The following is a 15,222-nucleotide window of genomic DNA, read 5'->3' on the forward strand; positions in this document are numbered from 1 at the left end:
CGGTTTTTAATTTGAAACAACAGGATAAAGGGGGTATAATAAATAGGATGAATATGCCAGAGACTATCAGCAGGAGGCAATTATGAAAATTTACCTGGCCGAACACCGGGGATTTTGTTATGGTGTAAAACGAGCTGTCGATATGGCAATTAGCTCAGCAGATGAAGGCTGCCTAGTGCATACCTTAGGACCAATTATCCATAATCCGCAAATGATAAACCGACTTAAAGAATTAGGAATTAAGACTGTTGACCAGTTAGCAGAAATTCCTGAAGGCAAAGTCATCATCCGTTCACACGGTGTCGCTCCCGCCATTTATAGGCAGGCTGAAAATAAACACTTAACGATTATAGACGCCACCTGTCCCCATGTAAAAAAGGCTCAGCAAGCCGCACACGAACTTGTAACTGCAGGTTATAAAGTAGTTATTGTCGGTGAACCTCACCATCCTGAAGTTCAAAGTATTCTTGCCTGGACAAATCAAGAAGCGGCCGTCATTGAAACACCGGCAGAAGCCGAAAAATTACCTAATTACTCCCGATTGGGAATTGTAGCGCAAACTACATTCGCTGCTAATAAATTTGATGCTATTGTCGCAATCTTGAAATCAAAAAGCGAGGAAATAAGAATTGAACGCACAATCTGTACGGCAACAGATTTTAGGCAGCAAGCAGCCGTTAACCTGGCAAAAAAAGTCGACGTCATGATCGTCGTGGGTGGTAAAAACAGTGCCAACACAGCTCGCTTAGCCAGCGTTTGTCAGGATATTGGCAAACCGGCTTATCATATTGAATCAGCTAGTGAACTTAAACCGGATTGGTTTATTAATGTTCAGGCTGCAGGGATTACAGCGGGAGCATCAACACCTGACTGGGTAATTAAGGAGGTATACGAAAGAATGGAAGAATTGACAATGCATGATGTAATTCATTTAGAAAATGGCAGCCTGATAAAAGGTACTGTTGTTGGCGTCCGTCATGATGAAGTATTTGTTGATATTGGTTATAAGGCCGAGGGTGTTATTCCCTTAACTGAACTTACTTATCCGACCCCGCAGACTGCCAGCGATATTGTCAGTGAGGGACAAATCATTGATGTTTTGGTCCTTGATGCTGATAGTTCTGAGGGGCAGGTTAAATTATCCAAGGTTCAAGCAGATAGAATTATCGCCTGGGATAAACTGGAGCAGGCATTTTCCAAAAAACAACCGCTAGATGTAAAAGTTACTGAAGTAGTCAAAGGTGGATTGGTTTGCAGCATTTTAGGCATTCGCGGTTTTATTCCGGCTTCACAGGTAGATCTTAGATTTGTTGAAGATTTAAAACCATTTGTAGGGCAGGTTATTGGGGTCATACCTATTGAAATTGATAGGGAGAAGCAAAGAGCGGTTCTATCCCGTAAACAATTGCTTATGCAAGAAAAAGAAAAAAAGGAAAAAGAATTATTTGCTAAATTGACCATAGGACAGACCATAACAGGTAAAGTAAGTCGTTTAACAAACTTTGGGGCATTTGTCGATGTCGGCGGAGTTGACGGACTTATTCATATCTCTGATTTATCCTGGCAGCGGGTAAAAACCCCACAAGAAGTTGTCAATGTTGGCGATGAGGTGACTGTCGTTGTTCTTAAAGTTGACGCTGAAGCAAAAAAATTATCACTTAGTCTAAAAGATGTGCAGCGTGATCCCTGGTATGATATGATCGACACGCTGACAGTGGGAACCGTCCTCACAGGTACAGTTAGTAAGCTTGCTAAGTTTGGTGCATTTGTTGAAATAAAAAAAGGTATGGAAGGATTAGTACATATTTCTGAGATGGCTGACCGCCGGGTTGCCAGCCCTGAAGAGGCAGTCAGTGTCGGGCAAAAAGTTGCTGTAAAAATCTTAAGTATCGACAAAGATCAGAAGCGAATCGGTCTTAGTATAGCCCAGGCCGAGCAGGATAAAGAACGAGCTGAATTCAGTAACTATCTTTCCAGCCAGGCCCCCTCATCTGGAGTTACACTTGGTGATAAATTTGGTCATTTATTCAAGCGGGAGGACTAATAAGGGGCATGATACGGCAGTCACGTAAATTGGAACACTTGAAGTATTCGATGCTCTTGGACGACGGGCCGGCGGCTGCCGGTTTTAATGATTTTCATTTAGTGAATAACTGTTTGCCTAATTTAGCGTGGCAAACTATTCATGTTAATACGGCGATAGCAGGTATTGACTTGTCACAACCGATTATTATTAATGCAATTACTGGCGGGGCTGCTGATGTCATGCAAGTCAATCAGGAATTGGCGGAATTCGCGCGGTTAACAGGTACGGCCATGGCGGTAGGATCGCAATATTCGGCTATTGAAAATCCAACTGCTGCCGATTCCTATAAAATTGTTCGAAAAATTAACCCCGATGGAGTGGTATTTGCCAATCTAGGGGCCCATGTTTCCCCTGAAGCTGCGCTCAATGCTGTTGAGATGATTGGTGCACAGGCTCTTCAGATTCATCTTAATGCCGGTCAAGAGATTATTATGAGCGAAGGGGATCGCAATTTTAACGGTTACTTGTCTCGCATCGAAGCGATCATCAAAAAGATTGATATACCTGTTATTGTTAAGGAAGTTGGCTGTGGTATTGCCCAAGAGCAAGCTCACGCACTTGTGGGCGTTGGCGTTAACGCTATCGATGTAGGTGGCACTGGTGGTACCAATTTTTTGGCCATTGAAGCTGCACGCGGTCAGCTTACGTTGGATACAGAAATGTTATCGTGGGGAATTCCAACTGCGATTTCGGCTGTAGAAGTGGTAGCAGCAGTGGCACCCAAGGTGGATGTGGTCGTATCAGGGGGGGTTCGAACGCCGCTTGATGTTGTCAAAGCACTTGCCATTGGCGGCAAGGCAGTGGGAATTGCCGGTCCTGTATTAAAAATAATAAAACAAAAAGGACTGGAAAATGCCGTTCGGTGGTATGAAAATTTGGTTTTAGACATCAAACGATTTATGCTCTTAACTGGGGCAGCTACTATTCACGATTTGCAGTCAGTCCCGTTAGTGATTACCGGTTTCAGTCGAGAGTGGCTGAAAGCGCGTGGATTTTCCGTAGAACAATTTGCTAAACGAAAAAAATAGTAAAAGCATGGCCTCAAGGCCATGCTTTTTGCATTAATCAAGCGGCAACAGTGCAAACTAGGAGTGATGCGATAACATTAAGGCTATGAGGTGAAACAATATGATGAATTTGCCGCTCGGAATGATTCTGCTTTTAGTTGTAAGCGTGCTGGTTTTCTTTGGCTTGGCTCAACGAATTTTAGACCGCATGCGAATGACCGATAAACAAGCGTTATTATTTATTGCCGCTATTGTCGTCGGCAGTTTTATTGACATTCCCTTAATGCGTTCTCCAATGGAGATTACAGTCAATGTCGGTGGAGCAATTCTGCCTATTTTACTGAGTATTTACTTAATTGCGAAGGCGGATGAAACAGCCGAAAGAGTGCGGGCAATTATCGCTTCCCTACTAGTTGCTGTTGCCATATCGTTAGGCTCACGTTATTTGCCTTATGAGCCGGAAAACATGTTTCTTGATCCTAAACTGATATATGGCATAGCAGCCGGCCTTATTGCTTATTTGGCAGGTCGCTCACGGCGAAGTGCTTTCATCGGCGGAGTTTTGGGTGTGGTATTAAGTGATATTGTACATATTATTACACTTTCAGGGGTGGGCGTCCCTGGGACTACTGCGATTGGCGGGGCTGGGGCATTTGATGTTACCATTATTGCTGGCATTGTAGCCGTAATGATCGCAGAACTTGTCGGCGAAACCCGTGAGAAGATGCAAGGTGGTCCGGTGCTTGGTCCTAACCGGCCTGAGGGATTGTACGAGTTTAGCGATGAATTACACCCAGATAAAGAGAATGGGAGTCAGCAAGAAACGAAAAACAAAGAGCGCAATAACACCTCTGAAAAGGAGGAAAAACGTAGTGATAAATAAAGTATTTGCGACATTCCTTACGCTGTTACTTATTGCCTCAAATGCTATATGTTATGCGAATGACGGTGTAAGCGGAAATTACTCAACAGTGATCGATGAAGCCGGTAATTCAGTGTATACAACCGGTTGGACAATGCGACCAGGCGATCAAATACTTACCGGGAATAATCGCAGATATGAAGTTTTCCGTATTGAGGGAAACAACGTCTATGCCAAATTTGTAGGCGAGGTAGACTTATCTGCTTATTATCATGAAGATATCAATATACTCAATCGTTTAAGAGCATACCTTAAGTTAGGCATTGCGGAAGCCGAGGGTAATGGCAAAGTTGCCATTTACCATACACATTCTGATGAATCCTATGTACCTACAGATGGTCAAGAAAGCATCTTGGGAGCTGGCGGTATTTACAAAGTTGGCGATGCTTTTACGTCATCCCTGGAAAAACACGGAATTACAGTAATTCATTCACAGGCGAAACATGATCCGCATGATGATATGGCTTATGAACGTTCGCGGCGAACAGCTATGGATTTAATAAAAAAAGAACAACCTGACGCTATTTTTGATATACATCGCGATGCAGTGCCGCCAGAAGTATATAAAACCAATATTGACGGCCAGGATGTAAGCAAGGTCCAACTGGTTGTTGGTAAATACGGGGCTACTGGTAAGCAAATAGAGGATTACGCGCTCCAGATAAAAGCAGCCGCCGATAAACAACATCCGGGATTAATAAAAGGAATATTCTTTGCCAAGGGTGGTGACTATAACCAGGATTTACATCCACGTTCCATATTATTGGAAGTAGGGGCTCACACGAATGATCGCGAATCGGCCGAAAGGGGAATCGCCTTGTTTTCCGACGTTGTGCCTACTATTCTTGGCAAGTCTAGCACCCCTACAGGACCTAACGCTGCCGGGGAAACCGGAGCGGCTGGCAATGCCGGTTTAGGATCTGCGGCTGGCGGGGCATCAGGTGCAACTAAGTCGATAGGATGGATTCTAGGGATCTTGCTTGTTGGCAGTGCAGCATTTTTACTGCTAAGTACCGGCAGTGTAAAAGAAGCCGGTGCCAAACTGAAGAATTTTGCTTCAACGGAGTTTACTAATTTTATAGGGGCCAAAAAAAAGAAGAAAAGTAATAGCCACACCAAGTCAGAGAACCCCAAACAACCAAATGATAACGAATAATATTTTAGGCAGGCATAACCCTGCCTTTTCCTATTTATTTTGCTGTTTAGTAAAACTATTGGCAGGAAAATATGACTCCTGACGGAATAATAAAGGAGGGGGGAATACTTTGACATATAAAGGCATTATATCCAACATTAAACCGAATAGTATTGGCGAGGAAATTGGCCTTGTGCCCGGTGATTGTCTTCTAGAAGTAAATGGTGAGGCTGTTGAAGATATTATTGATCTTAGCTTTGCGCTAGCGGAGGAAGAAATTGAACTGCTGATTGAACGAACTTCAGGCGAACAGGAATTAATTGTTTTTGAAAAAGAGTATGATGAAGAGCTAGGCGTAGAATTTGAAAGTGCGGTGTTCGACAAAGTAAGGCAATGCGCCAATAAATGCATCTTTTGTTTTGTGGATCAAATGCCTGCTGGCATGAGGGATAGTCTTTACATTAAAGATGACGATTATCGTTTGTCTTTTTTATATGGAAACTTTGTTACGCTAACTAATTTGGGTCCCCGTGACCGGGAACGGATATCCAGACTGCATTTATCACCGCTTTATGTTTCCGTACATACTACCAATGGGAAGCTGCGAGAACAAATGCTCGGTGGTAAACAAGCAGGCAAAATTATGGAGCAACTTAACGATTTAGTAAAGAGGGGTATTGAACTGCATACACAGGTCGTTTTATGCCCCGGCTTTAATGATGGCAAAGAACTAGAAAAAACAATTCATGATCTTTATACCATGTACCCTTCGATTTTGTCACTGGCGATTGTACCGGTTGGTCTTACCCGTTATCGGGAACACTGTCACCCATTGACCAAATTTTCGTCGTCAGCTGCGGCAGAGGTTATAAGCCAAGTTGAAAAATGGCAAAAAAATTGCCGTAAAGAAATCAATGAGTCCTTTGTCTACTTGGCAGATGAATTTTATCTGTCTGCTGGCAAGGAAATTCCCAGTTATGAATCTTATGACGGCTTTCCTCAACTTGAAAATGGGATTGGACTTGTCCGCAATTTTCTTGCCGACTGGGAGCAGGAACAGGTAGGTACTGAAGGTTATGGTGAAGCATGTCATATCGATGTCATTTGTGGCGTTTCGGCAGAGAAGATTCTTTCACCACTATTTTCTGAATTTATAATTCCTAATTTAACAGTAAGAGTCATTGCGGTTGAAAATGAATTTTTTGGTAATGATGTGACCGTCACTGGCCTGTTGACCGGTGGTGATATTATCGAGACTTTAAAAACTTACTCAGGCCCCCGTACAGGGATTATCATTCCTGGTATTGCCCTCAGAAAGGGTGAGCATGTTTTTCTTGATAACACTACTCCGGATCAGATTGCCGCCGCATTACATGTCCCGGTTCGCACGGCTTACTTTGCCCAGGACTTAAAACAGTTACTTGCCAAATGGCGATAAAAACTAGAGAATGAAGAAATAATATGAGTTAGATTGAATAAGATACAAGGTGGTATGTAATGAGTAAACCAATTGTTGCAATTGTTGGCCGACCAAATGTCGGTAAATCAACTATATTTAATTACATAGGAAAAAACCGGTTGTCGATCGTGGAAGATATGCCTGGTGTTACCCGTGACCGCATCTATATGGACGCTGAATGGCTAGGTCGCAATTTTACCATGATTGATACCGGCGGCATAGAATTTGAAACTAATGATAAGATGCTTACAGCTATACGTAATCAAGCCAGACTGGCTATCGATGAAGCCGATGTTATCATGTTTATTGTTGATGGTAAAGTTGGTATGACAACCGCCGATGATGAAGTGGCCGCCATTTTACGCAATACCCGTAAACCGGTCCTGCTGGTGGTAAACAAGGTTGACAATATGAAAAATGAAGCCGATATTTATGAGTTTTACAATTTAGGCTTAGGCGACCCAATCGCTATTTCAGCGACTAATGCACTTAATCTGGGCGATATGCTGGACAGACTGATCGAGAACTTACCCGAGGAACATATTGAAACGGAAGAAAATGACCAAATCAAAGTAGCTGTTATCGGTCGACCTAATGTGGGTAAATCTTCACTGGTTAATGCTATTATTGGTGAGGATAGGGTAATTGTAAGCGATATTCCCGGCACAACCCGGGATGCTATTGACACTCACTTTACAAAAGACGGACAGTCCTATGTCTTAATTGATACTGCCGGCATGCGGCGTAAGGCGAAAGTCGATATGCCTGTCGAACGGTATAGTGTTATTCGTTCACTCCGGGCTGTTGATCGCTCTGATGTAGTGCTCATGGTTATTAATGCGGAAGAGGGTGTGACGGAACAAGATAAGAAAATTGCCGGTTATGCTCACGAAGCTGGTAAAGCCAGTATTATTGTAGTTAACAAATGGGATCTTATTGAAAAAGATGGTAAGACTTCGTTACGATTTACCGAAACCATCCGGGAAGAGTTAGGTTTTATGCAGTATTCTCCCGTACTATTTACTTCGGCACTTACTAAGCAGCGCGTACAGCGGGTTACTGAACTTGTCAAATATGTAGCTGATCAACATGTAATGAGGGTGGCTACAAGTGTATTGAATCAAGTTATTGAAGATGCAACAGCCATAAATCCGCCTCCTTCCGACCGGGGACGGCGTCTTAAAATTTATTTTACTACTCAGCCTGATGTTAAACCGCCTACTTTTATTTTCTTTGTTAATGATCCGGAAATTATGCATTTTTCCTATTTGCGCTTTTTAGAAAATAAATTGAGAGAAGCATTCGGATTTGAGGGAACTCCACTCAAGCTGGTCGTTCGCGGTCGTAAAGAGAAAGATGAATAAAAAATTGGGGGGAGAGGAGAATGGAGTTTTTATTGGTAATTGTCGCCAGCTACTTGATTGGATCAATTCCGAATGGATTGATTATTGGTCAGACTTTCTATAAAACTGATTTAAGGCAGTTTGGCAGTAAAAATATTGGCGCAACCAACGCCTATCGGACACTAGGTCCCGGACCAGCATTCTGGGTATTTTTATCAGACGCATTAAAAGGAGTAGTCGGAGTCTTGATTGGTCAATATATTGGCGGTAGCGCACTGGCTGAAGTAGCAGGCGGAATTGGAGCCATTGCCGGCCATAACTGGTCAGTCTTTTTGAAATTTAAAGGCGGCCGGGGCGTAGCTACCGGTTTAGGCGTAGTTGCCATGCTTTCGCCGAAAGTTACCTTGATTGTATTTATTATCTGGGCATTTATTGTATATTTTACCCGTTATGTTTCACTTGCTTCTATTGTCGCAGCCGCTTTCGTTCCCATCACTATGTGGATACTTAACGCCAGACAGGAATTTTATTATTTTGGTATGTTAGCTGCTTTGTTTGTCATTGCAAGACACCGACCCAATATTGAACGACTGCTTGCAGGAACAGAAGCAAAAATTAAAGCCGGCGGTAAACCTGAAACCGGCTCTCCGAAAGAGAAGTGACTAATTACAAATGCATATAGCCGTTATTGGCGCGGGAAGCTGGGGGACGGCCATAACCGCTGTATTAGGTCAAAAGCACCATTCAGTTAGGCTATGGGTACGCTCACCAGAATTATCCCGACAAATCCAGGTTAGTCGTGAAAATGCAAATTATCTGCCTGGCTGTAAATTGCCTCAATCTGTTCTTATTACTCCCGATCTAAAAGAAGCTGCTGCAGGAGCTTCACTCATTGTGCTGGCAACCCCGTCACACGCTGTAAGGCAAACCGTCGCAAAGCTATCTTCTTATGTTAGTCCTGAAACGATTCTGGTTAACGTGGCTAAAGGGCTGGAACTGTCAAGCTTAAAACGATTATCTGAAACCATTGTGGAAGAGTTGCCGGCAATAGCCAACCAAATCGCTATATTATCCGGCCCCAATCATGCGGAAGAAGTAGCGTTAGCTTACCCAACCGCTACGGTTGTGGCTGCCAAATCACGCAAAGTAGCAGAATATATTCAAGATGCATTTATGCAACCCTATTTCCGCGTTTATACTAACCCGGACATAATTGGCGTGGAACTGGCCGGAGCACTTAAAAATATTATCGCCTTAGGAGCCGGTATTGCGGACGGGTTAGGCTTCGGCGACAATGCTAAATCCGCACTGATGACACGCGGCCTGGCTGAAATTGCCCGCTTAGGTATTTCTATGGGAGCCAACCCTTTGACTTTTGCGGGGTTAGCAGGTATTGGCGACTTAATTGCTACCTGTACTAGCAGCCATAGCCGTAACCGGCGGGCCGGGCTTATGTTAGCCTCGGGCAAATCAGTCAATGAAATTCAAACCGAAACATCCATGGTGGTTGAGGGCATCCGGGCTACAAAAGCCGCCTATCAACTAGCGGTTAAGCAAGGCATAGATATGCCGATCACCAATCAGATTTACCAAGTTCTCTACCAGAATAAATCTCCCAAAGACGCTGTTTTTGAATTAATGACCAGAAGCCGCACCCATGAAGTTGAGGAAGTCGCCCTTCATAATTCTAGTTGGGATTAAATAAACTTGGCATAAAAAAGTATGGTAGCTAATAAAGTATTGTAGATTACTTTTTAGTTACCATACTTTTATTTTTGTAATATTTGGCTTGGCCTGTCATATATTTATAATGACAATTACCGTAATCAGGGAGGGAGACGCCAGATGGAAAAATTCGACCTGTTTAGAGATATTGCCGAACGCACTGGTGGAGATATTTATATTGGTGTAGTCGGTCCGGTCCGCACGGGTAAATCAACATTTATTAAACGTTTTATGGAGACAATGGTACTGCCTAATATCATCAATCCCCATGATAAAGAACGTGCCAAAGATGAGTTGCCGCAAAGCGCCGGTGGCAAAACCATCATGACAACCGAACCTAAATTTATCCCAAATGAAGCAGTTGAAATCAATGTTAAAGATAACGTGAACGTCAGGGTGCGGGTTGTCGATTGTGTTGGCTACACGGTAGATGGTGCGTTGGGCTATGAAGAAGCAGAAGGTCCTCGCATGGTGCTCACACCCTGGTTCGAGAATGAAATTCCGTTCCAGGAAGCGGCTGAAGTAGGCACTCGCAAGGTAATTACAGAACATTCAACAATTGGCCTGGTCATTACAACAGACGGTACAGTAACCGATTTGCCAAGAGATAAATATATTCCGGCAGAAGACCGGGTCATTAGTGAACTTAAAGAGTTACAAAAACCATTTCTCGTTATTTTGAATACAGGCAAGCCGAACTCGAAAGACACACGGGAGTTGGTTGCAAAATTAGAAGGTACATATGATGTACCGGTAATTCCGGTAGATTGTGCTCAATTATCTCATGACGACATTTATGGAATTTTGCAAGAGGTACTTTATGAGTTCCCGGTTAAAGAAGTCAATATTACTTTACCCAAGTGGGTTGAAGAACTTGAAAAAGATTATTGGTTACGCCAAAAATTTGAGAGTGCGGTTAGTGATGTAGTTCAATATATTCGCCGTTTACGGGATATTGACCGAGCGATTGACGATTTGTCGGGTTATGACTTTGTAGCCGACGTAATTCTTCATGACATGGATCTTGGCAGCGGTATAGCGGTTATCGAAATGACGGCACGCTCAGATCTTTTTTATAGTGTTCTTGAAGAACTTACTGGCTTTACCATCACCGGCGAGCATCATTTGTTGCGGCTTATGAAAGACTTGGCAGTGGCCAAGCGGCAATATGACAAAATATCAGCTGCACTCGAAGATGTGGAACAATCCGGCTATGGCATTGTACCGCCACAGCTTGATGAAATGGTATTGGAAGAACCGGAGATTATTCGTACCGGTAATCGATTTGGTGTAAAATTAAAAGCCTCAGCGCCTTCACTGCATATTATCCGCACAGACGTACAAGCTGAAATCTCGCCTATCATTGGTACTGAAAAACAAAGTGAGGAACTTATTCAATACCTAATGCGTGAATTTGAAGGTGAACCGGAAAAAATCTGGCGCACAAACTTATTTGGAAAATCGTTAAATGAACTTGTTCGCGAAGGCATTCAAAATAAATTAACAGGAATGCCGGAAAATGCACAAATGAAATTGAAAGATACTTTGCAAAAAATTGTTAATGATGGCAGTGGCGGATTAATATGCATTATTTTTTAGATAAATCAATATATTATTTAATAATAGCGGTCAGTCTGTACAGGACTGACTAATTTTTTTGTATTTTAACTTGTATAGTTTGGTGTTTTGATGATATAATGTCTACCATATAGAGATATCCATCCGTAACAGCAGTACCGAGGAGGGGAATTATGGTTACAGGACAAAAAGCTATATTTTATCTAGTTCGCGAGGAAATATTACCCGAAGCGATCAAAAAAACTATTAAAGTTAAGGAACTATTAAAACGTGGTGAGGCACGAACAATCAATGAAGCAGTAGAAAAAATGGAATTAAGCCGTAGTGCTTATTATAAATATAAGGACTATGTATTTCCTTTTTATGAAGCAAGTAAAGAAAAGATTGTAACAATTGCTTTGCTGCTTGAACATAAGTCAGGCGTATTATCAAGGGTTCTGAACACCGTCGCCAATGAGCATGGCAGTGTATTAACCATCAACCAAGGCATTCCGCTGCAGGGAGTGGCTAATGCGACAATTTCCATTGAAACTGCCGATTTATCTATAGATTTGGAAGCTATGCTTGATAAATTAAGAATGATAGATGGTGTAAAGCGACTGGAAGTCTTAGGGCAAGCTTAGGAGGCGAAAAATGAGTGCGATTAACATTGCTTTACTGGGAATGGGTACGGTAGGTACCGGAATTGTCAAAGTATTAACCAATAATGCTCATAGTATTGCGCAAAAAGTGGGAGCGCCGGTTACCATAAAAAAAATATTAGTAAAAAATCCTGGAAAAGCTAGAAATGTTACGACAGATGCTAAGCTGGTCACTGACTTTGAAGAAATCCTAAGTGATCCTGATATTAAGCTTGTGGCAGAGGTCATGGGAGGCGAAGTTCCTGCCAAAGATTATATGCTTGCCGCCTTAAATGCCGGCAAGCATGTTGTTACTGCCAACAAAGATGTTGTTGCCAAATATGGCCGCGAACTATTTGAAGCAGCCGAGAAAAGTCATGCCGATTTTCTGTTTGAGGCTAGTGTGGGCGGTGGCATTCCCATTATCCGCCCTCTTAAGCAATGTTTAGCCGCTAATAAAATAACGGAAATCATGGGCATCGTCAATGGCACTACCAATTACATGCTCACTAAAATGACTAATGACAGGATGGATTATGCAGAGGTATTAGCGGAAGCACAAGCGAAAGGCTACGCAGAATCCGATCCGACAGCAGACGTCGGTGGTTTTGACGCTGCCCGCAAAATTGCTATTTTAGCATCAATCGGTTTTGGCGCCCGGGTAACAGTGAATGATGTTTATATTGAGGGCATTACAAACATTTCTATTGAAGATATTGAGTATGCTAAAGAACTCGGCTTTATTATCAAATTATTGGCAGTTGCCAAACAGGATGATCACGGTATTAATGTCCGCGTACATCCGGCATTTGTATCCGTTAATCACCCTCTAGCCGCAGTTAATGACGTATTTAATGCAATCTTTGTTAAAGGCGATGCTGTAGGCGAAACTATGTTTTACGGGCGTGGCGCAGGCGAATTGCCCACGGCCAGCGCAGTAGCTGCCGATATTATTGATGTGGCCCGGGATATTCGCCACAATGTCAGTAGCCAAATTCTCTGTACCTGTTTTGATCAAAAACCGATTTACCCTGTAAGTAAGACGGAATCACCTTATTACATCCGGCTGCTGGTCGAAGACAAACCCGGTGTGTTGGCCGCTATTGCAGGGGCCTTTGGCGCTCAGCAGGTTAGTTTGCATTCCGTTATTCAAAAACGAAAAGTTGAGCATTCTACTGAACTGGTTCTTATTACCTATCGAGTATCCGACGAAAGTATTCGTCTGGCTATGAGTACCTTATTAGGTATGTCCATAGTAAGTAAGGTTGGAAATGTTATAAGGGTGGAAGCCGAACAAATTTCATAAGGTCAAAAGGTGGCGATAACATGGCAAATTCTATAAAAGTTCGCGTACCGGGAACAACTGCCAATTGTGGCCCGGGATTTGACGCAGTAGGTATAGCATGTACAATATACAATGACCTTGAGCTTACCTTGTGTGACCAAAATGGTATATCCCTAAAAGTTAAGGGTGAAGGGGCCGGGTACATTCCTGCTGATGAATCCAACGTTGTTGTTAGGGCCGTTAAAATGGTATTAAATAAAACCGGTCATCAAGCCAAAGGTTTACAGCTTAACATGGTTAATCATATTCCGCTTGCGAGGGGGCTTGGCAGTAGTGCGGCCGCTATTGTCGGTGGATTAGTGGCTGCGAATGAGCTTACGGGCAGGCATTTCAGTAAAGAGGAATTATTAGAGATGGCAACGGCTATTGAGGGTCACCCTGATAATGTTGCACCAGCTATTTTGGGCGGTATTACTGTTAGCATTATGGAATGTGGCAAAGTCAAATATTTGCGTTTTTTGCCACCTGTAGATTTTTTAATGGTGGCGGTAATTCCGGAATTTAATCTTTCGACTAGAGCAGCCCGCAAAGTCTTACCGCAAACAGTACCTTTTCCGGATGCCGTATTTAATGTAAGCCGGACGGCACTGTTAATTGGCGCCTTATGTACCGGTGAGTTAAAGCTATTGTTGCCCGCACTTGAAGATAAGTTGCATCAACCATATCGGGAACCGCTTATTCCCGGCATGACACAGGTTTTAGCGGCAGCCCGTCAAGCTGGGGCACTGGGTTCAGCGTTGAGTGGTGCCGGTCCCTGTCTATTGGCCTTTGCTAATGAGAACGCTGATGAAATTGGGAAAGCTATGGTTCAAGCTTTTAATGTCAACAAAGTGAAAGCAAAATATCAAATTTTACAGATTGACCGGCAAGGTGCTATCATTTTATCATAAGTTAATATTATATTATCCAATAATGTAAAAAGAAACCCGTTTGCACAATATGCAAACGGGTTTCTTTTTACATAGTTATTGCAGTATTTGGCACAATATAAAAGTCTTATAAATTTTAATTCCGTTTTTGAAAGGGGGGAACTGTGTGTCCGATCCTTATGCCCGCAATATGTTTGGCACTTTTAATCCTTATTATGCCAAACAACCTGTTATCGGCAGGCTGGTAGTGGTTTTGGACGGAACCTATGAGAACCGTGGAATGGAACTCATTAAACCGCCTTCACGCGCCTTACGGCAAACGGAAATTCATGAATTAATAATAACCAATGAGGATACTCAGCCAGGAAGCAAGGTAAACAGTATCGCCTATATTGGCTTTTTTGAAGTAGTACAAGGTGGTGTCATAATTGTGGGCGATCAAGTTAAAATTGATGGTAAAAGGATTGGCAAAATTGCCGGTTATGACGAAACTCACATGCTCAATCACCTAAATATCGTTATGAATGGGAACAAAATATCCGGGAAAGATTTTCATTTATCGGTTGCCGATGAGGTTGTAATTGGTTAACACTCTATAACTACAGGAGGGATTAACTTTGAGTTATGAAGCAAAAGTAAAAGAACTAGGTATTACGATACCAGATGCCCCTAAGCCGGTTGCAGCCTACGTTGCAGCTGTCAGAGACGGAAACTATGTGTATACGTCCGGGCAAATCCCCTTTGTCGCTGGTGAATTAAAATTTAAAGGGAAACTTGGCAAAGATTTGTCTGTTGAACAAGGTTACGAAGCCGCAAAAACTTGTGCCATAAATTGCTTGGCGGCTATTAAAGGGCAAATTGAATCACTTGATAATATTGAAAAAGTTGTAAAAATCGTTGGCTTTGTCAGCAGTTCCCCAGAATTTTATGACCAGCCTAAGGTAATTAATGGGGCATCGGAATTAGTTGGTTCGATTTTCGGCAAAACAGGTGAACATGCACGTTCTGCAGTCGGTGTGGCCGAACTGCCACTCAACGCCGCTGTCGAAGTGGAAATGGTTGTCAAGGTGAAGTAATTGCTTTCAAATATCATCTTTTCGTTTATTATCCAAACATACATAATTATTAACAGG

The 15,222-nt window shown here is 42.7% G+C and carries 14 protein-coding genes; all 14 read left to right on the top strand.

The features are described 5' to 3' along the window. The first annotated feature begins 82 nt into the window (after positions 1-82). The 14 genes from BLR65_RS00385 (at position 83) to BLR65_RS00450 (ending at position 15,165) form a co-directional block, all read left to right on the top strand. A complete protein-coding gene (locus BLR65_RS00385; protein WP_093791335.1) occupies positions 83-2,044 on the top strand; it encodes a bifunctional 4-hydroxy-3-methylbut-2-enyl diphosphate reductase/30S ribosomal protein S1 in 1,962 nt (653 codons plus the stop codon). 8 nt (positions 2,045-2,052) lie between these two features. After that, positions 2,053-3,114, top strand: coding sequence for a type 2 isopentenyl-diphosphate Delta-isomerase (fni, locus tag BLR65_RS00390; RefSeq protein WP_245692252.1), 1,062 nt, complete (start codon positions 2,053-2,055; stop codon positions 3,112-3,114). A 100-nt stretch (positions 3,115-3,214) separates the two neighbouring features. Beyond that, positions 3,215-3,976 carry a DUF1614 domain-containing protein gene (locus tag BLR65_RS00395; RefSeq protein WP_245692254.1) on the top strand — a complete coding sequence of 254 codons (762 nt, stop codon included), beginning with the start codon at positions 3,215-3,217 and terminating at the stop codon, positions 3,974-3,976. Then, entirely contained in the window at positions 3,966-5,171 is a 1,206-nt protein-coding gene (gene spoIIP / locus BLR65_RS00400) for a stage II sporulation protein P (protein ID WP_245692257.1), read from the top strand. Before BLR65_RS00395 ends, spoIIP begins: the two co-directional genes overlap by 11 nt. A gap of 109 nt (positions 5,172-5,280) precedes the next feature. Further along, complete coding sequence (locus BLR65_RS00405; RefSeq protein ID WP_093791337.1) at positions 5,281-6,588, top strand: DUF512 domain-containing protein; 1,308 nt, start codon at positions 5,281-5,283, stop codon at positions 6,586-6,588. 59 nt (positions 6,589-6,647) lie between these two features. After that, positions 6,648-7,973: a ribosome biogenesis GTPase Der gene (der, locus tag BLR65_RS00410; protein WP_093791339.1), complete on the top strand. Its 1,326-nt coding sequence runs from the start codon at positions 6,648-6,650 to the stop codon at positions 7,971-7,973. Between the two features lie 20 nt (positions 7,974-7,993). Next, entirely contained in the window at positions 7,994-8,614 is a 621-nt protein-coding gene (gene plsY, locus BLR65_RS00415; RefSeq protein ID WP_093791341.1) for a glycerol-3-phosphate 1-O-acyltransferase PlsY, read from the top strand. Positions 8,615-8,624: 10 nt separating this feature from the next. Next, the gene (locus tag BLR65_RS00420) at positions 8,625-9,653 is read left to right on the top strand and encodes an NAD(P)H-dependent glycerol-3-phosphate dehydrogenase (RefSeq protein ID WP_093791343.1); all 1,029 of its coding nucleotides are present in this window, start codon (positions 8,625-8,627) and stop codon (positions 9,651-9,653) included. Between the two features lie 144 nt (positions 9,654-9,797). Next, on the top strand, positions 9,798-11,276 hold the full coding sequence (gene spoIVA, locus BLR65_RS00425; RefSeq protein WP_093791345.1) for a stage IV sporulation protein A: 1,479 nt from the start codon (positions 9,798-9,800) through the stop codon (positions 11,274-11,276). A gap of 152 nt (positions 11,277-11,428) precedes the next feature. Continuing rightward, positions 11,429-11,878 carry an ACT domain-containing protein gene (locus tag BLR65_RS00430; protein WP_093791347.1) on the top strand — a complete coding sequence of 150 codons (450 nt, stop codon included), beginning with the start codon at positions 11,429-11,431 and terminating at the stop codon, positions 11,876-11,878. A gap of 10 nt (positions 11,879-11,888) precedes the next feature. Continuing rightward, positions 11,889-13,181 carry a homoserine dehydrogenase gene (locus BLR65_RS00435; RefSeq protein ID WP_093791349.1) on the top strand — a complete coding sequence of 431 codons (1,293 nt, stop codon included), beginning with the start codon at positions 11,889-11,891 and terminating at the stop codon, positions 13,179-13,181. Between the two features lie 20 nt (positions 13,182-13,201). Then, a complete protein-coding gene (gene thrB / locus BLR65_RS00440) occupies positions 13,202-14,110 on the top strand; it encodes a homoserine kinase (RefSeq protein WP_093791351.1) in 909 nt (302 codons plus the stop codon). Positions 14,111-14,255: 145 nt separating this feature from the next. Next, positions 14,256-14,678, top strand: a complete 423-nt coding sequence (locus tag BLR65_RS00445) for a DUF6917 domain-containing protein (protein ID WP_093791353.1) — start codon at positions 14,256-14,258, stop codon at positions 14,676-14,678. A 28-nt stretch (positions 14,679-14,706) separates the two neighbouring features. Next, positions 14,707-15,165, top strand: a complete 459-nt coding sequence (locus BLR65_RS00450) for a RidA family protein (RefSeq protein ID WP_093791355.1) — start codon at positions 14,707-14,709, stop codon at positions 15,163-15,165. Positions 15,166-15,222: the final 57 nt, after the last annotated feature.

The organism is Sporomusa acidovorans, from assembly GCF_900101845.1.
Lineage (GTDB): Bacteria > Bacillota > Negativicutes > Sporomusales > Sporomusaceae > Sporomusa > Sporomusa acidovorans.